Origin of the sequence: Caballeronia fortuita, assembly GCF_001544835.2 — a bacterium.
Taxonomy (GTDB): domain Bacteria; phylum Pseudomonadota; class Gammaproteobacteria; order Burkholderiales; family Burkholderiaceae; genus Caballeronia; species Caballeronia fortuita.
In genome coordinates this window covers 307,841-332,225 of record NZ_FCNX02000009.1, presented here as the reverse complement: position 1 = coordinate 332,225, position 24,385 = coordinate 307,841, and the positions used below count along the sequence as shown (strand labels likewise).

General features: G+C 58.1%; 14 protein-coding genes and 6 pseudogenes. 12 read left to right on the top strand and 8 right to left on the bottom strand.

The window, feature by feature from the left end; translation table 11 throughout:
• Positions 1-102: 102 nt before the first annotated feature.
• From AWB77_RS36915 to AWB77_RS37585, 4 genes and pseudogenes are all read left to right on the top strand, one after another.
• Positions 103-216: pseudogene (locus AWB77_RS36915) on the top strand (IS66-like element accessory protein TnpA); the annotation flags it as partial.
• Complete coding sequence (gene tnpB / locus AWB77_RS19375) at positions 216-569, top strand: IS66 family insertion sequence element accessory protein TnpB (RefSeq protein WP_061136053.1); 354 nt, start codon at positions 216-218, stop codon at positions 567-569. The pseudogene AWB77_RS36915 and the gene tnpB, both read left to right, overlap by 1 nt.
• A gap of 90 nt (positions 570-659) precedes the next feature.
• Positions 660-2,144: an IS66 family transposase gene (gene tnpC, locus AWB77_RS19370; RefSeq protein ID WP_510183488.1), complete on the top strand. Its 1,485-nt coding sequence runs from the start codon at positions 660-662 to the stop codon at positions 2,142-2,144.
• The gene (locus tag AWB77_RS37585) at positions 2,087-2,236 is read left to right on the top strand and encodes a transposase domain-containing protein (protein ID WP_510183489.1); all 150 of its coding nucleotides are present in this window, start codon (positions 2,087-2,089) and stop codon (positions 2,234-2,236) included. The genes tnpC and AWB77_RS37585 overlap by 58 nt, the downstream gene beginning before the upstream one ends.
• 94 nt (positions 2,237-2,330) lie before the next feature.
• Here AWB77_RS37585 and AWB77_RS35115 read toward each other — a convergent pair.
• The 7 genes and pseudogenes from AWB77_RS35115 to AWB77_RS19335 form a co-directional block, all read right to left on the bottom strand.
• Positions 2,331-2,760, bottom strand: a pseudogene (locus tag AWB77_RS35115) (transposase); the annotation flags it as partial.
• A gap of 198 nt (positions 2,761-2,958) precedes the next feature.
• Positions 2,959-4,317 carry a hypothetical protein gene (locus tag AWB77_RS35895; protein WP_074168909.1) on the bottom strand — a complete coding sequence of 453 codons (1,359 nt, stop codon included), beginning with the start codon at positions 4,315-4,317 and terminating at the stop codon, positions 2,959-2,961.
• A 367-nt stretch (positions 4,318-4,684) separates the two neighbouring features.
• A complete protein-coding gene (locus AWB77_RS19355) occupies positions 4,685-6,127 on the bottom strand; it encodes a hypothetical protein (protein WP_061136050.1) in 1,443 nt (480 codons plus the stop codon).
• 167 nt (positions 6,128-6,294) lie between these two features.
• Positions 6,295-7,920 (bottom strand): LVIVD repeat-containing protein, encoded by a 1,626-nt coding sequence (locus AWB77_RS19350; RefSeq protein WP_157694844.1) that lies wholly within the window; start codon positions 7,918-7,920, stop codon positions 6,295-6,297.
• 176 nt (positions 7,921-8,096) lie between these two features.
• Complete coding sequence (locus AWB77_RS19345) at positions 8,097-8,906, bottom strand: HpcH/HpaI aldolase/citrate lyase family protein (protein WP_061136048.1); 810 nt, start codon at positions 8,904-8,906, stop codon at positions 8,097-8,099.
• A 12-nt stretch (positions 8,907-8,918) separates the two neighbouring features.
• Entirely contained in the window at positions 8,919-10,103 is a 1,185-nt protein-coding gene (locus AWB77_RS19340; RefSeq protein WP_061136047.1) for a CaiB/BaiF CoA transferase family protein, read from the bottom strand.
• Positions 10,104-10,192: 89 nt separating this feature from the next.
• Positions 10,193-11,557: an MFS transporter gene (locus tag AWB77_RS19335; protein ID WP_061136046.1), complete on the bottom strand. Its 1,365-nt coding sequence runs from the start codon at positions 11,555-11,557 to the stop codon at positions 10,193-10,195.
• A 1,198-nt stretch (positions 11,558-12,755) separates the two neighbouring features.
• Between AWB77_RS19335 and prpB the strand changes: the two are divergent.
• From prpB to AWB77_RS35890, 8 genes and pseudogenes are all read left to right on the top strand, one after another.
• Positions 12,756-12,888 (top strand): annotated as a pseudogene (gene prpB / locus AWB77_RS36910) (methylisocitrate lyase); the annotation flags it as partial.
• A 39-nt stretch (positions 12,889-12,927) separates the two neighbouring features.
• Positions 12,928-13,201: pseudogene (locus tag AWB77_RS34500) on the top strand (citrate/2-methylcitrate synthase); the annotation flags it as partial.
• Between the two features lie 494 nt (positions 13,202-13,695).
• Positions 13,696-16,503: pseudogene (ppc, locus tag AWB77_RS19325) on the top strand (phosphoenolpyruvate carboxylase); the annotation flags it as partial.
• A gap of 598 nt (positions 16,504-17,101) precedes the next feature.
• Entirely contained in the window at positions 17,102-17,572 is a 471-nt protein-coding gene (locus tag AWB77_RS19315; RefSeq protein ID WP_061136043.1) for a MarR family winged helix-turn-helix transcriptional regulator, read from the top strand.
• Positions 17,573-18,461: 889 nt separating this feature from the next.
• The gene (locus AWB77_RS19310; protein WP_061136086.1) at positions 18,462-19,772 is read left to right on the top strand and encodes an MFS transporter; all 1,311 of its coding nucleotides are present in this window, start codon (positions 18,462-18,464) and stop codon (positions 19,770-19,772) included.
• A 153-nt stretch (positions 19,773-19,925) separates the two neighbouring features.
• Positions 19,926-21,800: an FAD-binding monooxygenase gene (locus tag AWB77_RS19305; protein ID WP_061136042.1), complete on the top strand. Its 1,875-nt coding sequence runs from the start codon at positions 19,926-19,928 to the stop codon at positions 21,798-21,800.
• Positions 21,801-22,291: 491 nt separating this feature from the next.
• Positions 22,292-23,116 carry a 3-oxoadipate:acetyl-CoA acetyltransferase gene (locus tag AWB77_RS19300; protein ID WP_061136041.1) on the top strand — a complete coding sequence of 275 codons (825 nt, stop codon included), beginning with the start codon at positions 22,292-22,294 and terminating at the stop codon, positions 23,114-23,116.
• A gap of 27 nt (positions 23,117-23,143) precedes the next feature.
• A complete protein-coding gene (locus AWB77_RS35890; protein ID WP_157694843.1) occupies positions 23,144-23,425 on the top strand; it encodes a hypothetical protein in 282 nt (93 codons plus the stop codon).
• 747 nt (positions 23,426-24,172) lie between these two features.
• Here the strand turns inward: AWB77_RS35890 and AWB77_RS37465 are convergent.
• Positions 24,173-24,312: pseudogene (locus AWB77_RS37465) on the bottom strand (IS256 family transposase); the annotation flags it as partial.
• Between the last annotated feature and the right edge of the window lie 73 nt (positions 24,313-24,385).

Below are 24,385 nucleotides of genomic sequence, written 5' to 3'. Positions count from 1 at the left end.
AGCTTCTCTGACATTCGAACCTCCGTACAAACAGAAATTAGCAAATTTCTGCTGTACGCGAAATCGAGGCACGGTCACAAGCAACCTGCGACTGCGTCGCGACCAACGGCGCGTCTGTCAGCGCACCTCCCGAACGGGGTAACAGTTGAACTTGAGTGCTCACGGCACGATGCGCCGCTCGTCACGGCCTTGATCGCCGCGCTGGGAGAGCGTTGATGTTCCGCCTTGATTCCGACCTCCGCGTTTATTTGCATCGCGAACCGATTGACTTTAGGGCGGGAATCAACAGCCTCACGGCGTTGGTTGAGCAGTCGATGCAGCTCGACCCCTTCGCTCGCGCCGTGTTCGCGTTCCATAATCGCAAGCGCAACCGCGTCAAGCTCTTGTTGTACGAGCGTTCCGGCTTCTGGCTGATGTTGAAACGCCTCGAGGCAGACCATTTCGTGTGGCCATCCCGGAAGCAGCCCGTGATCGAGTTGACGACCGAGCAGCTGCATTGGCTTTTAGAAGGCATCGACATCGACGCTGTACGACGTCATCCGGCCCGGCAGTACCATCATACGAGCTGATGCGGCGCGCCTCGTCCAAGCGACGGTCCCAGTAGCTGTTACAAATTTCCGTAAACCCATCGAGCGTTGCCTTTCGCTACCGTGGGTACCATGGATGAACGCGAATTCTCCCAATTGCCTCCTGCCGCGCAGGCTTACATTCGCGAGCTCGAGGCCAGCAACCGCCAGTTGGGCGAACGCGTTCGCCATCTCGAGGAACAATTCCGGCTCGCGCAACACAAGCGCTTCGCGCCAAGCAGCGAGAAGCTCCAAGATCGAGTGTTCGACGAGGCCGAGCAGATCGCAATTGATGACCTTGATGAGGACGTAGACGAACTCGACTTACCAGACACAGGTCTGCCGGAGGCGGCCGAGCCTGCTCGCCGCAAACGAGGACGCAAGCCTCTGCCTGCAGATCTTCCGCGTCAGCGAATCGAGTACGACTTGCCCGAGGAGCAGAAGATCTGCCCCTGCTGCAGCAAGGCAATGCATCGTATGGGCGAGGAAATCAGCGAACAACTGCATATCGAAGTGAAGGCTTCAGTCCTGCAGCATGTTCGTTTCAAATATGCGTGCCGTCATTGCGAGCGTGTCGCTGAACGTACGCCGATTCTTACCGCGCCGATGCCGGCCCAACCATTGCCAGGCAGTCGGGCGAGCGCGGCCATGATCGCCACGGTGATGACGGGTAAATACGTCGACGGCACGCCGCTATATCGGATGGAAGAGGCGCTCGGGCGTGCGAACATTCCGGTGGGCCGAGGCACGCTGGGGCACTGGGTCATCAAGCCAACGCAATTGCATCTCGACCGCCTGTACCGGGAGTTACGCAAGACGTTGCTGTCGCAGCCGCTGATTCATGGCGACGAGACGACCGTTCAGGTGCTGAAGGAACCGGGTAAGGCCGCACAAAGCCAGTCTTACATGTGGCTGTACCGCACCGGGCAGGATAGCGAAGAGCCTGTAGTGTTGTTCGACTATCAACCTGGACGCGGCAAGCAATACCCTCAGGCGTTTCTTGCGGACTACAAAGGCGCGGTGATGTCCGACGGTTATAGCGCCTGGCGAACAGTTAAAGGTGTGACCCACTTGGGCTGCCTTGCTCATGCGCGACGCGGATTCGTAGATGCTCTGAAGACGCAGAAGAAATTAGGCAAACGCGCGCAGCAAGCACTCGAATTCTTCCAGCGACTTTACCGCGTCGAAGCACTCGCGCGAGAGAAACCTCCGAGCGGGGAAACGCGTGCTAGCTATACCTTACGACTGCGACAGCAGCACAGCGTTGCGCTGCTTGAGGCATTCAAAGCTTGGCTGGATGAGCAAGCACCTCAAGTGCCACCCGAAAGCGCGCTGGGCGATGCGATCAACTACACGCTCAATCAATGGGAGTATCTCAGCCGTTACGTCGGCGACGGGCAAGCCCAGTGGACAACAACATCGCGGAACGGGACATTCGCCCGTTTGCCACCAGCAGAAAGGTTTGGCTCTTCAGCGACACGGTCGCCGGAGCAAAAGCCAGCGCCGTCATCTACAGTCTCGTGCTTACATGCCGCGCGTGCAACGTCGAGCCATACGCGTACCTGCTTCACGTACTGACCCAACTGCCTCAACGAGCACAAGACGCCGACATAAGCGACCTACTGCCATTTCGGTTCATGCAGTCTCAGGTTCCGATCGACGCCGGCTGAGCAAAGAAAATACACGCAAACGTCACGCTTCCACGCCAACAGATTTGCGGCGCTCGGCGAAATTCATGCGCGCGCCGGTGCGCTCAAATTAGCGCTTACCATCGGCCAGCCGCTGCCGCTCAGGCGTGCCGTCGCGCTTCCAGACACGATAGCCGTTCGCGCTCACACCAAGGACCTCGGCAGCGCCGCCAGCGGATAGTGCCGGCACTGCGTGTCAATCCAGGCGAACTTCACAGGAGGCCCTTCGCGAAGAACGCCGCCGCTTTTTTTTCGATTTCCGGCTCCATCTGCAAGCGCTTGTTTTCCGCTCGCAGGCGCGAGAGTTCCATCTGTTCTGCCGTGACGACCTTCGCCCCGGGGCCGTTCAGCTTGCCTGCTTCGCGAGCCTTGAGCCAGTTGCGCAAAGTCTGCATCGACATGCCTAGCTCGCGCGCCACGGCGCTTATGCCTTGCCTTTCCTTGACTCGTTGCACAGCGGCTTCCTTGAACTCCGCCGTGTACACCTGGTGCGGTACCTTGAACATTTCTTCTTTCCTTCCTTTCGGTCGAGTTCATACGCGACCTGCTGGAAGGCGAATTTCAGGGAAAGCTAACCGGCCGCTAACAGCGGCACGATACATCGATATGTCGCGAGGGGCGCCTGCGCCATAGTCGGAGTATCCCGGCCTCAGGTATGCATCGAAGTCAAGCCGCCCGCATCTTCACTCGACAAGTGGGCCTTGTTAATGATCGACGGCGACCACCACGTTTAGCAGTTTCCAACCTGATCTTGTACGTTCAGCTGATAATGCGACGGTATCGTACGGCAAATGATTCAATCGCATGATGGCTAACGCCCTAGGGACGTTGTTGGATCCTGGTTGCTCCCGAACGAGGTATGGGAGGAGTGGGGAGATAGGTGCCTCCTTAGGGGTCAGCGGTAACATTGCATCCGCAAGCGACGCAGGGTGCACGTACACTGATGGATCGCGAGTCAACGAATGGATTCTCTTTAGATCGCTGCGACTAAATCGGGCTCTTTGATGCACCAATGCTGCAGCCACACCGTGGTCACGCATTCTCAAGAGCTTGAGCCGCGCGCACAGTTCCTCGATTGCACTCTTTGACTCGGACGGAAGGTACTTCCGAAGCGATTTGTCGAGATCATCATCTGTGATCCACGATTTGATGAGTTCATCAAAAAAAGTCCCTACGTCTTGCGGAACGTCGTATTGTTGTGACGTCTGTGCCGTAAGCTCCGGCAGCAGACTCGGTTTAGAGCGCACATTCCATGTGTCGCTGCCGTCCGGCAGAGTTGTCCCTTCCATGAAATGCACGTCCGGTATGCCCTGCGCTACAAACCAAGCTTTCTTCTCCGTCTTTGTCCGCGCATTAACGAAGGAGCGAACCATCGGCTCCAAACGATCCCAAGTTGCGGGAGAGCGCTTACGCCCGTCGATGTTTGGAAAACCGGTCAATGCCACGTACGAAGCTTTTGCCATTTCTAGCGCATCGTTGGGATACTCGAACGTGAGGTCAGCCTTATGCGAATCTGGGCCGCCTCGAGTCGCTGGGTGTGAAAGTGCCAACTCAGGGCTGCATTTCAATGCTTCACCGCCATCAAACACCGTTGGAAAACCCGCGTTCGACCAAGAATCCTGATAAACATGCATCGCCCCACCAAACAGCGCTAGCATCGACCCTTCTTTTCCTTTAGCTTCTTTGACAATACGGTGGATCTCTTGCCTTGCGGCTTCGCTTCCCGCCACCACTTCACGTTGGGCCGGCGGCGCTGGAACGCTGGTTTCGGAGGGCGCATGCGCACGTTGAACCCTTTTTGCTGCGGCGACGTCAGGCAGTGCGCAGCCATAATCGAGAACCGCGTCAATCGATTGCGGTCCGCCTGAGTCAACCTGTTGGTCTCCTCGGGCAATGGCGTCTGCTTCGTGCGACGCAAACCCCGCCTTGAGCCCGAGCCACTTCGTGAGTCCGAAATGTACGTCGCTCTCGTACGCGACAGCGCTGGAACTCGTCAACAGCAAGTTACTTGTCACTACGACCAGAGAGAGCCACCCAAAGAGTTTTTCAGATGGACTTCTCATCGGGGATACACCTCCAAGCTCCCCACTGTCGTCCCAGACCGGTGCAGCTCTATAGGAAACCGCCCCGTTCGATCCGCGACAAACTCTAATGACGACGTCTTCCCCGGTGCGAGCTCGATCTTTTTATCAACCCCATGAACGTGCAGCTCATCTGCTGCATCTGACTTGGCCGTCAATGAAACCGCATCTCCGCGCTTGAGTTTTATTGCCTTGGCACCTCCTATTACGCGACCTTGTGATATGACCAGGTCCATCCGTACAGTAGGATTCCCAGTTTGCGCCCAAGTTAATCTTCCGAAAGGTAGCAGAAGGGATCCGGCGGCTGCGGCAAGAAGAAGACGGCGAGTAGTCGATAACGTTGACATGTTCACGATGATGGAGAAATTGGTAGAGAGAGGATCCAGAGACCGCTTGCGGTGAAAAGAACCATCAGTCCTAGCATTGGCACCTGACTCAGCGTCGCCTGGCGAGGGGTGTCGAAGCTCCGCAGCGCCTCAAAATGAGCGATCACGACGCTGGCCACATGTCCCACGATGATCAGTGCAACTTGAGCATGCCATATGGTTTCGACATCCAAGTTCACTGGTGGAATGCGCCAAGTGGCGGTTCCAAGAAGATTCCAGCCAAAGCCAAAGGGGTCTGACACAAGCTTGATAAGTTGTGGCCCTTGCATCACAACCAGAAGAAAGTAGTGAGACACATGATATACAAACGCTATGGGAAGCAAACACAACGTAAAGCGCGCTAACAAGTCGCGAACGCTCAATTTAGAACGCCCTGTAATGGAAGAAAACCGCAAGAAGACGGCAAAAACAAAGAAATATAGAAGGGGCGATACAAAGAGAGCTACCCATTGCCACGCGCCGTACAGTGTTGTCGAGGCAACATATCGATTCTGGCCCGCTGCACCCCATAGCGTATCTACCCAGCTGATGTAAGGGTAGACGATTGTCCAGTACAAGTTCATCCAAGGTACGGTCTCATGAATCCCGTCGAAAGCGGTCGAAGAAAGCATGAAAAGTACAAAAAGTATCAATCCGAAATCGCGTCGATATTCTTCGGAAATTCTGAACATCGGTAGTCGAATTCGTGCGTTCCCTCCTCCTGCACGCACCGACATCATCCCCACTAGACGGCACAAAATTCCAAAAACCTCGGCATGAGCGATCCACGTTTCCTTGCCGTAGATCCAGGATCCGACGGTCATGACAAGGCTATAAACTACGAGCGCGACGGATAAACCGAGCGGTTTCACGTGTCCAAAAAGTTCGAGCGCAATAAGCGACATGTAGAGCACAAGTCCCGGAAAGTGCCCTAGGCGGTTGGGGTAACTGGCACGTCCACTGAAGTTCTTTCTCGTGAGCATCTCAATCACAGTTACCAGTCCCGTCCACGGATTGACAGGGGCGTAGAAGTCACCGAAGAATAAAACGGCGTAGGGCACGACAAGGAATAACACGACCCAGAATAATGTCATGTTAATATTTTTAAATACGTCCGTGCTTCCAATAAGCCCGGAGACCACGCAGAGCATCATGAGAGCGAGAACGATGGATTGCTGCCACGTAATGCAATTGTTCTTGCGCTTTGCTTCTTTCGACCTGGTCGGGGTGAGAGGTGAAGTGACTTCTGGGCTCGGGACCTTAGCTAGGACTGCGGCAGCAATAAAAGAAAGAGCAAGCACTACAGCGGCCCCCCCCGCGTAGAGGGAAAACGGCACCGGTAACGAATACTGTTGTACGAAGGCGTGTGCCGAGGCGTCAACGCTTGCACCGCCTAAGGCTACTGAAAACAAATATTTACGCTGCATAAACTCTCGAAGCTGCGTGCCGCGTCTGGACCAGTCAGCCGACGGTTGCAAGTCGGCTAGCCATGAAAATAATGCTATTTCGCGCTTCGCATATTTAGTCGCCCTTGGCAGCTAGACTGACCAAGGGCGGACCTGTTCGAGCATTCGGAGGACGCGTGCCGAACAAATCAGAGCTGCTTGTCAACCGGCGTGCTCGATCCTCGAAGCGGCCACACATTATTCGTGAACTTCAACGCGAAGATTCCCGTGTCTGAGCATCTGCTGAACAGCAGGCCTGTCTTGATATCCAGGATCGGATAGGCGGCACACTGTCCTGGCTGCTTCCCGGCTAGGGCCGGCGGGTTGAAGTACGCAATCTCCTTGATATGCGCAGGATCCCGGATGTCGTAGACGCGCACGCCCGATTGGAAGTAACCACACGCAAGGGTAGTTGCGTCGTCCCGGTTGTCGACGCTGCACATGTGCACGTCATAGACGAATCCCTCGATGCTAGCAATTTCCGGCATCGCACCGCAATTCTTCGGGTCGTTAGCCTCAAGGACGATCTTGTTGACCCGACTTGGATGGGTCTCATCGCTCATGTCGAAGAACTGGACAGTCCCATAAGGCGTCACTCCCGCACTGCATGCACTCTTCACGCCACCGGTGCTGAGTTGGCCCGCTCCGCCCTCGTTCATTGCGATCTGGAAGCGGTGTCCGTTGATCTTTACCGGAATGCTCGTCTGTGCAGCTGAGGCGTCCCGAGTCGACACTGCGGAGATGAAGCGCATGCGAGCATTTGGTTTTCGCGCCTGGATCTCGCTGGTATCGACGGTCATGTACCCGTTTTGCCAAGGTGCGTCGGCGGCTTGGGGCACCATGCCGCCCGGCGTCGTTGGGTCCCAACTCAGCAAAACCATGTACCCGCGATTACCATCGTCGCTGACGGACAGGCCGTGTGCTCCGCCCAGGGGCGACCGGGGTAAAGTCGGATTGTCTGCCGGCCGCGGTCCGATGCTTGGATTTTGAAACGTGGATATGAGCTTCGGTGCAGTCGGATCAGAGATGTCGATTGCGTGGTAAGCCCCGTGCACCGTATCCCCGATGTAGTAGGTCAGCCCATCCGCTGATATGGCCCCTTCGTGCCCATACGTGAGATCCTGGGCCGGCCAGTTTTTAGTAGGATCCTGCTCGATGCCGGCAGTCGAAAAACGAATGTTGGTGCTGCTTGCAAGGACCTGCGGGTGTCTGCAGTCGGTTCCCACGTCATAAACGTCGAACCCGGGTGCGCCCGGCTCTTCCCAAGGCGTCGTCTTGTTGTAAAACGCTGTCACTAGAAGGCCGCGCCCTTCATGCACGCGCAGACCTTCACCGGGATTGAGCATGGCCGCAGTCTTGAGGACTGCCGTCTCCACAATGGCCGCCGGGTTGGTCAGGTCCATGACGGTCGTTCCCGGGTTGCTCAGGAACGCGCCGCCTGCATATCCGCAGGTGTGCCCCGACTTGTCGTGCACAAGCGCAAACTGCTCCCACAGCGCTTCACCCCGGGAAGAGGTGCCGGCAGAGACAACCTTAAGATTGCAGTTGAAGCCCTTGAATCCCGCAGCCCTTTCTGCCATCGGAATTTGACCTTGGAGTCCTGTCTCGGCCCTATCGTCGTTACCGCAAGTGGCCTTGGCGACCGTATCGCTTTGAGCTGATGTTTGCGCCGGCTGGGAACTATCATTTCCTCCGCAAGCTACCAAGCCGGCAGCCACGGCACTGAATGTTGTAGCTAAGCATAGCTGCCTAGCCAAACGGTTGAAGAAGCTCATGATTCTGTCTCCGCTAGAGTCTTTAAAATAATGATGTGTTGGGCTCTGATTAGCATTCTTCGCAATGGCGAGCGAGCTACCAACTTGTCCGGCACGAAACGATCCTCAAAACGTCACTAGTATCTGGTCGCTACAGGCGGCTGCAATTAGCAAACTTCGGCGCAACGTTCACGAGCTTAGCTAGGCACGCCCGCCGATTGCAATACATCGCGTGCTTTTAAGATGATCGGAACATCAACCATCTTGCCGTCCACGGTTGTGGCCGAGCCCTTGCTTTTTTCGACGGCTTTGAGGACGCGCTTAGCCCAGTCAATCTCATCCGCATTCGGCGTGAACGCCGCGTTTACATGAGCAATCTGCTTTGGATGGATACAGAGCTTTCCTCTAAACCCTAGATCGCGGCCACGGAGAGTCTCAAGGCGTAGTTGCTCTCCATCATCGAGCGTCGCGGTAACACCATCGACTGGGCCGGCTAGGCCGGCCAGCCGCGATACTAGCGTGATTTCCGAACGGAAATACTGAAGCTCCTCTCCATCTCCGCGGATGCCCGTATCGACTTGGAAGTCGATAGTACCGAATAGCAACCGCTCGACTTTGGGACTGCGCGCAATAGCACGCAAGCTTTCAAAGCCCACGGCGGTTTCGATCAGCGGCAACAAAACAGCGTGGGGTGGTAATTTCCCCGATACGGTCGCAAGGAAGTCGGCGTCCTCTGCCTTTGGCACAACAATGCCGAGCAGGCCCGCGCAAGTTACGATATCGGCCAGATCGCTCTTAAACCACTCGGTATCCGCTGCGTTCACGCGAACGTATGCTTTTCCGCTCTCGCTGAGCCATTTGCAAACAGCGTCTCGGGCTTCGACCTTAGCTTCCGTCGCGACAGCATCCTCCAAGTCGAGGATGACAGCATCAGCGCCGGAGGCGTACGCCTTTTCGAAGCGCTCAGGACGATTGCCGGGTACAAACAGGTAGGTTTTTGCGGCCATTCCAGTTTCCAATTAGGCAGAAGCTTCGGCTACGTCTGAACGGTCGGCTTTCTTGTCCGGTGTTAGTCCAAGCTCACGCAAGATAGACTCAGTGTGCTGTCCTAACTCGGGAATAGGGTCCATTCGAGGATTGAACGACGCAGGAATGCCAGGCGGGAGAAGCGCCGGAATTTTCCCTGCAGGGCTGTCCACTTCCGTCCAGCGACCGCGCGCCTGCAATTGCGGATGGCGCCAGACTGCATGCATGTCATTGACCTGCGCATTGGCAATGCCTGCTGCGTCGAGTCGGCCGACAACCTCTGCTGCGCTCAGCGTCGACAGGATTGATGTAATGATGTCGCGAAGTTCCCCCTTGTGCGCAACCCGCTTCGGATTGGCACTGAAGCGCTCGTCCTTCGCCAGCGCAGGTCGCTGAAGCACCTTTTCGCAAAAAAGGACCCACTCGCGCTCGTTCTGCAGCCCAAGCATCACGGTTCTTCCATCTCCGGCTTCAAAAGGTCCGTACGGGAATATGGTCGCATGAGCAGCGCCGGCTCGTGGCGGAGGCGGCTGGTCCTCGATGGCATAGTAAAGCGGGAAGCTCATCCACTCGACCATGCTTTCGAGCATCGAAACGTCAATGCGGCATCCTTCGCCCGTCTTCTGGCGCTGCAACAAGGCGGCGAGGATGTTGGTGTACGCATACATCCCGGCTGAGATGTCGGCGACAGAGCAGCCGGCCTTTGCTGTTTCCTCCTGTGAGCCTGTCACAGAAAGGAAGCCGGCTTCACTTTGTATGAGCAGGTCGTACGCCTTCTTGTCTCGGTAAGGGCCGTCGGGACCGTATCCGCTGATGTTGCAAACGATGAGTCGGGGGAACCGCTCGCGAAGTGCATCGTAGCCCAACCCGAGACGCTCGGCCGCACCCGGTGCAAGATTTTGAACCAGGACATCAGTATCTTCGAGAAGAGCGTGGATGACTTCTCTTGCGCCGTCAGCCTTGAGGTCCAATGCAAGGCTCTCCTTCGATCGATTTGTCCAGACAAAGTGAGAGGACATCCCGTTCACGCGGCTGTCGTACGCTCGTGCAAAGTCGCCACTACCAGGGCGCTCGATCTTGATCACTCGCGCACCGAGGTCCGCAAGCTGCCGTGTGCAAAACGGGGCAGCGATAGCATGTTCGAGGGTGACGACTTTGACTCCGTCCAGTGGTCGCATGATTTCTCCAAGTAATTGCTTTCGTACTAGGCCGGGCCTCGGCGCCCGCCGTTGTATCCTGACCATTTAGCGAGAGATTCGTCTTGAGATCAGTGAGCGTCCAGCTCGGGGGCAGACCCGACAGGGATGGCGCTGGGACGATGCGCGTAGTACACGCCCTTCAGGCTCACGGCAGCAGCAGCCAATGCCGCAGGTACTGCTAGGCCGAAGAAAATGGTGCGAAAGTCGTAACCCATCGTCATCAAAATCCCGCCTGTGGAAGCACCAAGAATTCCGCCGAAGCGGCCAATGCCGAGCATCCAGCTAACGCCAGTCGCACGGTACTGCGTCTGATAGAACTGAGCGGCGAGAATAACCATCGACACTTGTGCCCCCATCGCAAAGCCTGCGGCGAAGACGAGAACTCGCAGAAGCGCGACGTCTCCCGGGTGCATCCCGATAGCAACGACACAAACTGCAGCGGCCGCATACGAAACGCCCATGACCACATGGTTGTTCATCCGGTCCATCAGCCAGCCCATCAAGAGAGTGCCGAACGTGCTGCCGAACATGAACATGCCGGTAACGACCGCCGCCTGGGCCAAGGAAATGCCGGCTTCCTTCATGAGCGTCGGAAGCCAACCCGTTAGCATGTAGACCACCACCAGACCCATGAAGTAGGTAGTCCATAGCAATGCCGTTCCTACGCCGTTGTTATGCCGAAAAAGCGCTTTGATCGACGACTCAGAAGCTGCGCCGACGACTTCCGGGACGGTGAACGTCGCGCCTGACAAATCTGTGTCGGTGGAGATGCGCTTGAGAATCCTCGCGACGCGTTCCGCAGACGCGCCCTTGCAGACCAGAAACCGGACCGACTCAGGAAGAACGACGGCAAGCAGCACAACCAAAATCAGGGGAAGGGCTCCCCCAACGATAAGAAGGCTGCGCCATCCGAACGCTGGGATGATATGAGAAGCAACAAACCCTGAGGCGGCCGAGCCGAGCGAGAAGCCGCAGAACATCAGGGTTGTCAGCAGTGCGCGACGTGCGCGCGGCGCATATTCGCTCATGAGCGTGACGGTGTTCGGCATCGCGGCACCCAAACCGAGTCCTGTCACAAACCGGAGAACCGTCAACGACCAAAGTGACCACGAAGCAGCGCTCAAAAGGCAAGCAAGGCCAAAGATGAATGCGGACGCCACGACGACCTTCTTTCGCCCGTACTTGTCTGCCAATGGACCGGCGGTCAGTGCGCCAATAGCAAGACCGAAGAGTGCCGCGCTCATCACCGGCGCGAGCGCGGCCTTAGTTACGCCCCACTCTGTTACCAATGAGGGGGCGATGAAACCCATCGCCGCGGTATCGAGGCCGTCGACCGCGACCACCAAAAAGCACAGTATTAGGATTGCCCACTGAAAGCCAGAAAAGCGGTGGTCGTCCAGAAACTTCTGGACATCGATCACGCGTTTGTTCATTAGTTGTCTCCAAAAATGCTTAAGGCTCTCGCCAAGGCGAGGCTTGCTTACCCCGGCATCGAGCGCAGTTGTAACCGGCGCTGTATCAGGTTCTAGTGTTTCTCGGCGGTAGCATGGAGACAAAGCTAACCTCTATCTCGGCATGGGAGGAAATATGACTTGGCCATGCCGGATATAGTTGAAATCTATCTCCCTCCATATTACGGTGTACCGGTGCCGACGAAGGGTTTCACGTTAGGGTAGCCCCTAGTAAACAACTTGCCGGAAGCAGCGGCAGGGGTGCTAGTTCGCTGTATCGAGCTCCTGACCTTTGCAACAAACTCTCATCCGCCGCGAGACGGGAAGAGAGTTTCCTCACGCAGGAACGCAGCGTAGATAGATTTTTATTCGAAAACTGGCGCTCGCGTTCGTGCAAAACCGTCGGTTCTGTACCCTGGGAGTACGCCAAGCAGCTAATCAGGTCTCAGATGCGCTTCGAGCGCGACGCCCGAGACCTGCTGCGCCACATGTAACTCTGGAGTTCGATTCTGGGCTCACAGGCAAGCTCTGGCGAATTAACTCGACTACGACTTCCCTCGAGGCCTCGATGCTTGAATTTTGGACAGATCTTCACCGTTCCGCGTGACGCGGGGATGCAACTCCGATATAGGCTTGGTCTATGAGGGGAAGAGCTAAACCATATTTCCCCGAGACCTTCGGGCCGTTCAACAATCCTCCGTAAAATTTCGGTCAATCCAAGTGAGGTCTTATATGTTCGCAAGAAAAGGTTGGTGTCTCAACGGTGTGCAGTTCATCGAGGTAACGAAACAGGAGGAGCGACTTAGACTTCAGGGCGTGGAGAAGACAGAAAGAGGATTCAGTCAACCGGCCGAGACACAAAGTGATTGGATGGAAACGGGTCAACCATTCATTTGCACCGAGTGGTAGGTCTTGCTAAGCAGACGCCCGGCTCTTCAAAGCGTAGGTCGGGGCTCCTCCTCGTGCCCGCAGCTGTATGCGACGCTAACTTGAGCCGCCAAGGCCCAAGGGGGGCCTAGGACCCGGGCGATACATGAAATCTGAATTTCGCGTTGCATACGATACAGCGTGAGCGCGGATAAATACTGCACCAATTTCGTCACTTAACCTGAAATCCGATGCTTGGCAAGGAAGTTGGCTAGGAGGCGACACGTTAGGAGGGGCAACTGTGAGTTCATCGATTGAGACTGCACATAAAGCCGGCGCGCGCTCTCGGCAGGCCGTCTTTGACGATTCGCCGCTGCAGGCCGTCGGCGCGATTACCGCATATGCGGCAAAAATGCCCCGAGGCCGTCGGCTTCAAGGCGCTCTGTTAGTCGGGCGGCGGCATGGCCGCGAATTCGCATGGCAACGCCGAGCGCCTGGAATCGGTGATGGGACGCGGAGTTGTTCCCAAACCTCGACTGGCTCACCGCGGCCTCGTATCCAATGATGGGCGTTCCCACCACGATGCTCACGCCGCTTTTTGTCGTTTCCCGCACACCAGGATGGAGTGCGCACATCGTCGAGCAGCGTATCGACAACAAGGTCACTCGGCGCGGCGCAAATTACATCGGGCCCGATGATCTTCAATCCGTAGCGCCCGCCGGACGGTTCCGGAAAAACGATCTCAGGTCCCCCGCGTGAGAAAAGACATGCGCGGGGGGCCCTGCCACTAAATCATTTTGGCAGGGCCTTTTTTTGGCACATCGCTTAACGGAGTGGTGGTCCAGCAATGCCCCCTCGCGAGCGGGCATCGAAGCAGCGCCCAAGCAACCCGCTCTCGGGATCTTCACAATCCTTATCAAGCATGGAACACCAAAGTCCATGATATGGGCCCGACACTTGTCATTAACATATGACCTGCCCCAAGCTAGACAATTCAGAAGCAGGGATTCCCGAAGCCGCTAGAAGACGGTGTCCGCGAAGTGAGAGCGTCGCGCTGCGCAAACCGACGCCCTCTTTTGGTCGGGCATACGCCACTGCGCATTACGATTGGATGGATCATCACTATCCGACTGAAGACGGTTCTTACTTCGTATCGCTTGTAAACCTCGAGCAATAAGGACTTTATGGATAGCTCCAATGCTGCAATCGAGCGCAACGGAAACCTCACGACCTCCGGACAGTCGCAAAACAGCACCGACAAGGATCGCCCTCTCTTCGAAGACGTTCGCTTCCTCGGTCGGCTGCTCGGCGAAGTGCTGCGTGAGCAGCAAGGCGACGCCGTGTACGACGTGATCGAGAGGATTCGTCAAACAGCCGTCAGGTTTCGCCGGGAGGACGATAAGGAGGCGTCGCAGGCGCTGGAAAAACGGCTCCGCGAGCTCTCGCCGGAGCTGACGGTTTCCGTCGTACGCGCGTTCAGCTATTTCTCGCATCTGGCGAATATCGCGGAAGACCGCCACCACAACCGCCGCCGCCGCATTCACGCGCTCGCGGGCTCGGCGCCGCAGCCGGGCACCATCGCCTATGCCATCGAGCGCATGCGCGAGCAGAAAAACGTCAGCGCCACGCGCAAGATGCTGCAGAAGTTTTTCGACGACGCGCTCATCGTTCCGGTGCTGACTGCGCACCCGACCGAAGTGCAGCGCAAGAGCATCCTCGACGCGCAGCACGACATCGCGCGACTGCTCGCCGAGCGCGATCAGGAACTGACCGCCCGCGAACGCGCGCAGAACGAGGCGGTGCTGCGCGCACGCGTGACGTCGCTCTGGCAGACGCGCATGCTGCGCGACGCGCGCCTGACCGTCGCCGATGAAATCGAGAACGCGCTCTCCTATTACCGCGCGACCTTCCTCGCCGAGATTCCCGCGCTCTACGCCGATATCGAAGCCGCGCTCGCCCAGCACGGCCTGCCCACGCGGCTGCCGCCGTTCTTCCAGATGGGAAGCTGGATCGGGGGCGACCGCGACGGCAACCCGAACGTCACGGCGGAAACGCTCGACGCCGCCATCACGCGGCAGGCGACCGTCATCTTCGAACACTATCTGGAAGAGGTGCACAAGCTCGGCGCGGAACTGTCGGTGTCCAATCTGCTTGCGGGAGCGAGCGATGCGCTGCTCGCGCTCGCGGATGCATCGCCTGACCACTCGCCGCATCGCACGGACGAGCCGTACCGGCGCGCGCTGATCGGCATCTACACGCGGCTGGCCGCAAGCGCGCGCGTGCGGCTCGGCGAAGGCGTGGTGGCCGTGCGCAGCGCCGGGCGCGGCGCAGCCCCGATCCGCGCGACACCGTATGCCGACGCCGCCGAGTTCACGCGCGATCTGAACGTGCTGATCGAATCGCTTGCGCAGAACCACGGCGCGTCGCTGGCGGCGCAGCGCCTGTCGCCGCTCGCGCGGGCGTCCGAAGTGTTCGGCTTTCATCTCGCGAGCATCGACTTGCGGCAAAGCTCGGATATCCACGAGGCGGTCGTGGCGGAACTGCTCGCGCGCGGCGGCGTCGTGGCCGATTACGCGTCGCTCGACGAAGCGCAGAAACGCGATGTGCTCCTGAAGGAGCTCGGACAGCCGCGGCCGCTGCGCCTACCCTACGCGCAATATACCGATCTCGCGAAAAGCGAACTCGGCGTGCTCGAAGCGGCGCGGGAAATCCGCGAGAAGTTCGGCGCGCGGGCGGTGCGCAACTACATCATTTCGCACACGGAAACCGTCAGCGATCTGCTGGAAGTCATGCTGCTGCAAAAGGAAACCGGCGTGCTGCAAGGCTGTCTCGGCCGCAAGGACGACGCCGCGCGCGACGGTCTGATGGTGATTCCGCTTTTCGAAACCATCGCGGACTTGCGCAATGCGCCCGTCATCATGGGCGAGTTCTTCGCGCTGCCGGGCATCGACAAGCTGATCGAAAATCAGGGCAACGAGCAGGAAGTCATGCTCGGCTATTCGGACAGCAACAAGGACGGCGGCTTTCTCACGTCGAACTGGGAGTTGTATCGCGCGGAACTGGCGCTCGTCGCGCTGTTCAAGGAACGCAGGACGACGCTCAGGCTCTTTCACGGGCGCGGCGGCACGGTCGGGCGCGGAGGCGGTCCGACGTATCAGGCGATTTTGTCGCAGCCGCCCGGCACCGTCGACGGCCAGATTCGGCTAACCGAGCAAGGCGAAGTGATCGCGAGCAAATTCGCGAACGCGGAAATCGGACGTCGCAATCTGGAGACGGTCGTGGCGGCGACGCTCGAAGCCACGCTCTTGCCGCACGAGAACGCGCCCGCACAGCTGCCGCAGTTCGAAGCGACGATGCAGACGCTTTCGGATGCCGCGATGGCCGCGTATCGCGCGCTCGTCTACGAGACGCCCGGCTTCACCGATTACTTCTTTTCCTCGACGCCGATTGCGGAAATCGCGGAGCTGAACATCGGCAGCCGGCCGGCATCGCGCAAGCTGCAAGACCCGAAGCATCGGAAGATCGAGGATTTACGCGCGATTCCCTGGGGCTTCTCGTGGGGCCAGTGCCGGCTGCTTCTGACCGGCTGGTACGGCTTCGGCAGCGCGGTGACCGCTTATCTCGATGAAGCCGGATCGGATGCCGAGCGCACCCGGCGTCTTGCCGCGCTTCGCAAGATGCACAAGACCTGGCCGTTCTTCAAGAATCTGCTGTCGAACATGGACATGGTGCTCGCGAAGACCGACCTCGCGGTGGCATCGCGCTACGCGCAGCTCGTCAGCGACAAAAAGCTGCGCAAGCTGGTGTTCGACAAGATCGTCGCGGAACACGAGCGCACCTGTCACGTGCTCACCGAGATCACCGGCCGAAGCGAGCGGCTCTCCGACAACCCGCTGCTCGCGCGTTCGATCAAAAACCGCTTTCCGTATCTCGATCCGCTGAATCACTTGCAGGTGGAACTGCTCAAGCGCCACCGCGCAGGTGAAGAGAACCTGCAACTGCCGCGCGGCATCTATTTGACGCTCAACGGAATAGCGTCGGGACTCCGGAACACGGGATAAGAGCCGTCGTAACTGTATTTCGGTAACAAGCGCGCTTTCGTAATAACCGCCCCTCAGGCCACCCATTTGGTGCGGGCCCTGAGGCTAAGCTTTAGTCGCGCGGCAGATAAGGGCGAACGGCGGCGTGACAGCGTCCCGAACTCTTCTTCTTGTCGCAGCGAAAGCAGACCGGTCGGACATAACGCGTCGGCGGCTTGTAATTGAGCACCTTGGATGTCTGACGGGTGCGCGCGGGCGTCCAGGCCGGCGCCGTGAATCGAGCGTCATCGTCCGGTCGTCGACGCAGCGGCGTCGCGCGGCGTGCGTAAGGGTGCAGTGCATCGGTTGCAAGCAGATGACACATCGAACCTGCACACGGGAACGAGCCACACTTAATGACCACCGCCGTCTGTCATAAAAGCGAGATGGCGCATGCGAATTATTCCAAGTAAAAGTGCGCCGCGAAGTGTCGCGCCGCTCTTCAGCTCTTAACATGAAACCGTCGCCATCCATTTCTTGCGGCACCGCTGTGGCAGAAGCTATGCTGATGATGAGCATGCGCACAAACAGTATCATATGATTTCGCTTCATCGCACCCGTAGCTGGATTGCCTACCGCAATGACACAAACCACTGACTTGTCCCTTCACGATCTGCCAGGCCACTACATCCGCCGCCTTCAACAATTGGCGGTTGCCATCTTTCTCGATGAGACCGCCACGTATGGAATCACCCCGGTGCAGTATGCGGCACTTCAAGGAGTTCATGACTGCCCTGAGCTCGACCAGCGCTCCCTTTCGCGCGCGATTGGATTCGATGCGTCAACGATCGGAGGCGTCATCGACCGGCTCGAAAAAAGGAGGCTTATGCGTCGCAGCCCATCATCAGAAGACCGGCGCCTTAAGCTGCTGACGCTAACGGATGAGGGTGAGGCGCTGCTTAGGGAGGTTCGCCCCGCCATGATGCGGGCGCAAGTGCGGATGCTCGAACCGCTGTCAGGGCCTGACCGCGAAAACTTCATGGCAATGTTGAAAATTCTGGTAGATCGATCGGACGATGGGTTCAGGGCTGTGGCCGAATCCGCCGGGTGACAGGTCGGCCTGAAGGCAGTCGACCGCCCCCCTTTACCGACTCGTGAAGCGCGGCATTCCAGGTTGTCCGCTGTGGAAACTGCGTGCGGCACATCCTTTAACACCCATCCATCCGAGCGAATCGCTTGCGCCGCCACACGGCAGCCTATTCCCGCTCGTCTAGAAGCGCCCTACCAAGCATGCTGCCGCCGTCCTGTACCGAACCTCAACAGGGCGACAGGAAGCGGCCTATACGATCGTTTTCTCGTCTGCACCGCACCCCACTCGGTATGAGAATAACTAAAGGTTGATGGGTCTACGGCAAGCTTGGTGCGAACCGGGAAACCGGCTTCGTGTGTTCCCAAAAGTCGTCACGTATCTCGTTGTTTGTCGGCGGTTAGCGTCTCGATGGATACGTCTCCGCGGCACCGACATATGGTACGACCGCCCGCCCACGGCCCCAATCCCGTCGTTGATGGGCATCAAGGGTTACTCCGTATTTGATCGCTTGATGTTGATGCGTATGCTTATGATATGTACACATACGATATTCCACGCTCCACGCAGAGAGCAAACGGCGCGCTCGAACGCATCTCATTACCGGTGAACTATCAGGTCCGACTCAAGGCGAGGGAGCCTGCGGCTGGACAGATCACGGCGCAGCTGCGGTCACCCGCATCCTCGACGGTAGAAACGCTTCTTTCCAGCGATCCATCGTCGACTCCTGACAAGCCGCCACTGAAGGTGTCGACGACGAAGTGGGCGGGACGCGATCGAGTACAAGGTATCTGGGAGTGTGTAGCCGTAACGACGAAGTTGGCGACGTTACCGATTAACTTCCCAGATTGATTCAAGTCTGCAGAATTAGGACATCTACATTATGCCCGTCACCAGATCGAGCACAGTCCCCATGCCGACGGCCCCTGAAGCCGAGCGTGAAGCCAAGCATTTGCGTACCGTGATTTGGATTGTGGCCCTTGCCTTGTTCGGTCTGATATTCGACGGCTACGATTTGGTCGTCTATGGGGCCGTGGTATCGACCTTCTTGCGGGATCCTTCGCAGATCGGCACGGTCACCCCGGTCACCGCTGGCCAACTTGGCAGCTATGCTCTCTTTGGGGTGCTGGTTGGGGCGCTTTTGGCCGGAACCGTTGCCGACTATATCGGCCGCCGCAAGGTGATGCTATTTGCTTACGCCTGGTTTTCGGTCGGAATGGCTATCACCGCAGCTATGACGACGGTAGCCAGCTTCGGCGCGATGCGCTTTTTTACCGGCTTGGGCGTGGGTGCGCTGGTCGCGACCACTGGCGCCATCGTGTCCGAATTTGCGCCCAAGGGAAAAAAGAATTTGTGTGTGGCTATCGTGTATTCCGGGGTGCCCCTCGGTAGCCTGCTAGCGGCCCTGGTGGCCATTCTGCTTCTCGGACACATTGGATGGCGCGGCTTGTTCTGGATCGGTGCCTTGCCGCTCGTCACGTTGCTGCCGCTGGCATATTTCAAGATGCCCGAGTCGGTCGCATGGTTGGTTTCTCGCGACCGCCTTGACGAGGCTCGTGAGATTGCCGCCCGCACCGGCGTGCAAATTCCGCAAGCGACACACTCTGCGCCTGCAACTTCAGCGAGCGTGGCGCACATCCGGGCCGGCTGGCTGGGGCTGTTCTCCTACTATGCGCTACCGACACTGTTGCTTGGATTAGCAAGCGCCACCGGTCTCACACTGGTGTACGCGCTGAACACTTGGCTACCGGAACTGATGCTGCGTGCCGGCTTCAATGCAAAGGGTTCCCTGTCTTTCCTTGTCGTTCTCAACGCTGGCGCGGTGATCGGCGCGCTGCTCGCTTCCAAGGTAGCTGACCGCTTCAATCCGAAGCCGGTAGTCGCGGTCTGCTTCGCCATCGGCGCCCTCTCAATTTATCTGCTAACGCTGGGGGCCAATATCGGCGTGCTGCTGGCGATTGTCGCCATTGTGGGGCTGGGTACCAGCGGCACGCAGACGTTGCTCTACGGCTTCGTCGCCACGTACTATCGGGCCAACTGCCGAGGTGCCGGTGTGGCTTGGTGCGCGGGCTTCGGCCGCCTTGGCGGTGTTGCCGGCCCAATGCTGGGCGGCTATCTAGCTGGCGGCGGCTTCCCTCTCGAAACTATCTTTTACGTGCTGGCCAGCCTGGGCGTGCTTGGCACTGTGCTCACCATTCTGGTAGCTCGCCCCGAATCTGAATAAAGGACAGGGGTAAAAGCGCCACACCCTTCAGGCTTTGTTGCGGCAAACGTAGCATGCGAACAACACCGTCCACGGTAAGTATCACAACAAGACAAGCGCGGAAGATGTTGCCTCTTCTGGAAAAAGTCAAGACTTTTTAGGATATCAAACGAAATGCAATTCTATCTCGACGGCTATGTTCCTGGCGACCCTGACGTCCGCAGGGCGCAACTTCCTGAGGCGCTCGATGTGCTGGTGATCGGAAGTGGCCCAGCCGGCGCGTTGCTAGCCGCGCAACTCTCAACCTTTCGCAACATCAGCGTAGGTCTGGTGGAGCGTCGCAGCGGTCCACTGGAATTGGGCCAAGCCGACGGTGTAGCGTGCCGCACTGTAGAAATGTTTGAGGCATTCGGGCTAAGTGAAAAGCTCGTGCGGGAGGCCTACTGGGTCAACGAGACCGTGTTCTGGCGCCCGGACCCGAGCGACCGTACGAAGATCGTGCGTACCGGCCGCGTCCCAGACGTGGAAGATGGGCTATCCGAGTTCCCGCACCTCATCGTCAACCAGGCCCGGTTGCAGCAGCATCTGCTGGACTACATGCGTCGCTCGCCCTCCAGGTTGGAATGCGCCTATGGCCTCGAGTTCGAGTCCCTGGAAGTGGAAAGCTCGGGCGATTTTCCGGTCATCGTCACGCTGCGCGATGTGGCCAGCGGGGCGGTCAAGACCGTGCGCGCCAAGTACGTAGTCGGCTGCGATGGTGCTCGCAGCAAGGTACGGGACGCCATCGGCGCCGTTCCTGTGGGCGATTTCGCCAACCACGCGTGGGGCGTAGTGGACATGCTGGCGGAAACTAACTTTCCGGACATTCGGCTCAAGGCCGCCATCCAGTCGGCCGACCACGGAAACATTCTGCTCATTCCACGCGAAGGCGGCTACCTGGTACGCTTGTATGTGGACATGGGCGAAATCAATCCCGATAATCGCGACGCATTCCGCAACTTCACCCAACAGGACGTGATCGCCGTGGCGCAGCGCGTGCTACGCCCTTACACGCTGGACGTGCGCAGCGTGGCATGGTTTGCCGTGTACCAAGTCGGCCAGCGCGTGACCGACCGTTTCGACGACGTGCCTGAGAATGAGCGCGGCCAGCGGGAACCGCGCGTATTCTTGGCTGGCGACGCGTGTCATACGCACAGTGCGAAGGCCGGACAAGGGATGAATGTCTCAATGCAGGATACGTTCAACCTCGGCTGGAAGCTCGCTGCCGTGCTCGAAGAACGCGCCAAACCCGAGTTGCTACAAACTTACACGTTGGAGCGCCACGCTGTTGGCAAGGGTCTCATTGATTTTGACAAGGAATGGTCGAAGATCATGGCCTCGCCGCCCAAAGACGCCGAGCATCCCGATGGGGTAGAACCTGAACACCTCGAGGCGTATTTCGTCAAGTCGGGACGGTACACAGCAGGCGTAGCCACGCAATATCCGGCAGAGTCCACCTGTCTCACTGGCGCTGCCGCGCACCAGAGTCTCGGCACGGGCTTTACGGTAGGCATGCGCTTCCATTCCGCCCCGGTGATTCGCGTGGCCGACGCAAAGCCGGTTCACTTAGGACACGCCGCGCGCGCTGACGGCGCTTTTCGCATCTACGCTTTCGCCGACGCTGAGGGAAAGAAACTGCGCGCGCTGCTGGACTTTTTGTGGACATCGCCCAATTCACCGGTGCTCCGCTTTACCCCGAAGGACACCGACATCGACAGCGTGATCGACGTGCGCGCCATCTACCAGCAAGGCCACCGCGACATTAAGGTCGAGGAGTTGCAGCCGATCCTGCTACCGCGCAAGGGACCGTTCAACCTAATCGACTACGAGAAGGCGTTTGCACCTGACCTCAAAAGTGGCGCGGATATTTTCGACATGCGCGGTGTTGATCGCGAGAAGGGAGCAATGATTGTGGTTCGACCCGACCAATACATCGCTGACGTACTGCCGTTGGATGGGCATGACGAAGTCTCTTCCTATTTCGACCGCTTTATGATCAATCAACGGTGACGATAACAGAGACCTTCGTCGTGCCGTGAACACGGTCGTTCGCGACGCTCTGCAAAGGCGACGAAGACAGGTGTCTCGTTTCAGCGCTTACTTTGACGCGCGACGGCACTACGAGGTTCGTGGCCGGGCCGGCTTCGCCGGATCCCGGTACCGGCCACGCGTCGCGTAGGGCAGCGTGCGTCGTTTGCATGTCTACGCATGTTGCGATCAGGAACGGCACGACAGAGATCGGGAAACGCCCTGCAAAGTGACCGCGCTGCTCGAAAGCTCTACAGGCCCTGGCGTCTGGCCTTGATTTCAATTGGAGCTAGAACGTATGTAAGCGAAACCGGACGGTTTTCAGCGGCTACGGAACTCTTCGCGCTCGAAGTGTCCTTCAGAAGGAACAGACGGTTGTTTGAGTTCAACAGCCTTACTCTTCAATACTGCATTCAGGGTCGCCGCAGTCAGATGCGCGACTGTGTCCTACCTCACTCCTAGTGAAATTGAGCATGAACATTCCCTGCATCATTTCTGTTGCGATTACTGGATCACTGCCGCGCAAAAAAGATAATCCGGCTGTGCCGATCACGGTGAACGAGCAGGTTGAATCGACTCAGGCGGCATTCGAAGCAGGGGCGACCCTTGTCCATCTCCACGTCCGCAACGATGACGAAACTCCTACGTCAAATCCCGATCGTTTCGCCCTACTGCTGGAAGGCATTCGAAAGTATGCGCCGGGCATGATCACCCAGGTGTCAACCGGCGGTCGCTCCGGGGCGGGCAATGAGAGAGGGGCCATGCTATGCCTACGGCCTGACATGGCATCCCTGGCAACCGGCTCGGTCAACTTTCCAACCCGGGTCTATGACAATCCGCCGGACTTGGTCAACTGGCTCGCTGCCGAAATGAAAGCCTACGGCGTCAAGCCGGAAGTGGAGGCCTTTGACTTGTCGATGATCTTCCAGGCCGCAGCTATGCAAAAGGCGGAAGCGATTGTTGGTCCTCTGCACATTCAGTTTGTGATGGGCATCAAGAACGCAATGCCGGTCGATCGCGAAGTGCTTGAATTCTACGTTCATACGCTCAAGCGGCTTTCGCCCGATGCGACGTGGACCGGAGCCGGCATTGGCCGCGATCAACTGACGATGGCTCGCTGGTCTCTTGAGCTTGGGGGGCACTGCCGCACCGGATTAGAGGACAATGTACGGATGGACAAGAATACGCTCGCCCCGTCCAATGCCGCGCTTGTACGACAAGTTGCCGATCTATGCCAGGAGTATGGTCGCCCTGTCGCAACAGCAGCCCAGGCTCGCGAGATCCTAAACTTGAGCTGATCGCCGCCGAGCACTTCCGAGTCGACTGTGATTCACCCCAAGCGCCAGCGCTTCGCCGCCGTTGAGCGCGGCGACATCAATCGCGTCCAGTGCGAGCGCATTCGGAATCGTTGCTGCGCGATTTACTTCGACGCGCCGCATAAAGGCGGTGGTGAGGCGGCGCTGTTTGAAGCGCATCGTGCTGGTGTTCTTGAGGTATTCGACTTCCCCAGATTGCTGAGACCTCGCCGTCGTCTGCAAACTGCATCCTTGCGCCAGGACCATCATCGCCGCCGTCAAGCAAGCACGAGCGCCTTATTAACTATCTAGGTGTTGTGCGACGAGCGACCAGTCGAAAATGACTGCTTGGGACGATCAATATTGGACCTGTGACCGGTTACTGGCTGCGAGGACCGATGTCTTACGTAGTGCAGCTCACGCATCGATAAAAAACGGAAGTCCGGACCGCCTGTTTCGCACTTACTACGTTGCTACTACGTCCTCTTCGCAAGGTGCCAACGAGACGTGCCGAACATTTCTCAAGGAGCACTTCCGCAGTATCGGAAGCTACAGATTCAGCCCACGGTCTTTCGCCTCGAAGTTGGATCAAGCCTTGGCGCGTTCAACTCAATGCCGTACTCCAAAATCTTCGTCCTCTGGTGCCGACCGTTTCTCAGCAGTTTCTGAGCCTCGACCGGAACGATAAATTTCGGCGCGGCCTCTCAATATATTAGTGTCGGAGAGAGATACCGATGAGATCAAGACTCGTCTCTTGCGCGGCCGGCGAGCAAACATCATCACGGCTATTCAGCGCCTTTGGGGCAACCGGTTTGTGCCGTCGACAATGTCTACGATCGAGTCGCTGGGTAGTGAACCATGCAGTGACCTCACTCGTATCTGCGACTTCACCGATTCCCGCATATTTTCCTTGATGACCAGTAGGGGTTGATCCGCGGCATCAAACCGATGCTGTGGGCGCGAGTCCCTGCTTGCCGGCGCGCCGCAGTGGTGGCGTCGTGCCGCTTTCATTGAACAGCACCACTTCGTCGTCGCGTCCGGACGTAAGCTGACGGATACTCCCGGGTGCGGTTGCATCTCGGCACTCATTTGCGTCCGATGACCGCTTTATTGAACGCCAGTATCAGATCCTGCACGTGGGCCGGCGTTGTCGGCCCCTTTACCAGTTCGTCCAGCAGCGCCCTAGGCGGTTCAGGCAGACGGCCCTGTGGCCGCTGCGTGAACTTACCGAGCGTTTCTTCGTCACCGGTATATCCGTGAGATTTTACGTTT

Coding starts and splice junctions, on each gene's coding strand:
- tnpB (WP_061136053.1), top strand. CDS start 216: ATGTTCCGCCTTGATTCCGACCTCCGCGTTTATTTGCATCGCGAACCG.
- tnpC (WP_510183488.1), top strand. CDS start 660: ATGGATGAACGCGAATTCTCCCAATTGCCTCCTGCCGCGCAGGCTTAC.
- AWB77_RS35895 (WP_074168909.1), bottom strand. CDS start 4,317: ATGAGAAGTCCATCTGAAAAACTCTTTGGGTGGCTCTCTCTGGTCGTA.
- AWB77_RS19355 (WP_061136050.1), bottom strand. CDS start 6,127: ATGCAGCGTAAATATTTGTTTTCAGTAGCCTTAGGCGGTGCAAGCGTT.
- AWB77_RS19350 (WP_157694844.1), bottom strand. CDS start 7,920: ATGAGCTTCTTCAACCGTTTGGCTAGGCAGCTATGCTTAGCTACAACA.
- AWB77_RS19345 (WP_061136048.1), bottom strand. CDS start 8,906: ATGGCCGCAAAAACCTACCTGTTTGTACCCGGCAATCGTCCTGAGCGC.
- AWB77_RS19340 (WP_061136047.1), bottom strand. CDS start 10,103: ATGCGACCACTGGACGGAGTCAAAGTCGTCACCCTCGAACATGCTATC.
- AWB77_RS19335 (WP_061136046.1), bottom strand. CDS start 11,557: ATGAACAAACGCGTGATCGATGTCCAGAAGTTTCTGGACGACCACCGC.
- AWB77_RS19315 (WP_061136043.1), top strand. CDS start 17,102: ATGACACAAACCACTGACTTGTCCCTTCACGATCTGCCAGGCCACTAC.
- AWB77_RS19310 (WP_061136086.1), top strand. CDS start 18,462: ATGCCGACGGCCCCTGAAGCCGAGCGTGAAGCCAAGCATTTGCGTACC.
- AWB77_RS19305 (WP_061136042.1), top strand. CDS start 19,926: ATGCAATTCTATCTCGACGGCTATGTTCCTGGCGACCCTGACGTCCGC.
- AWB77_RS19300 (WP_061136041.1), top strand. CDS start 22,292: ATGAACATTCCCTGCATCATTTCTGTTGCGATTACTGGATCACTGCCG.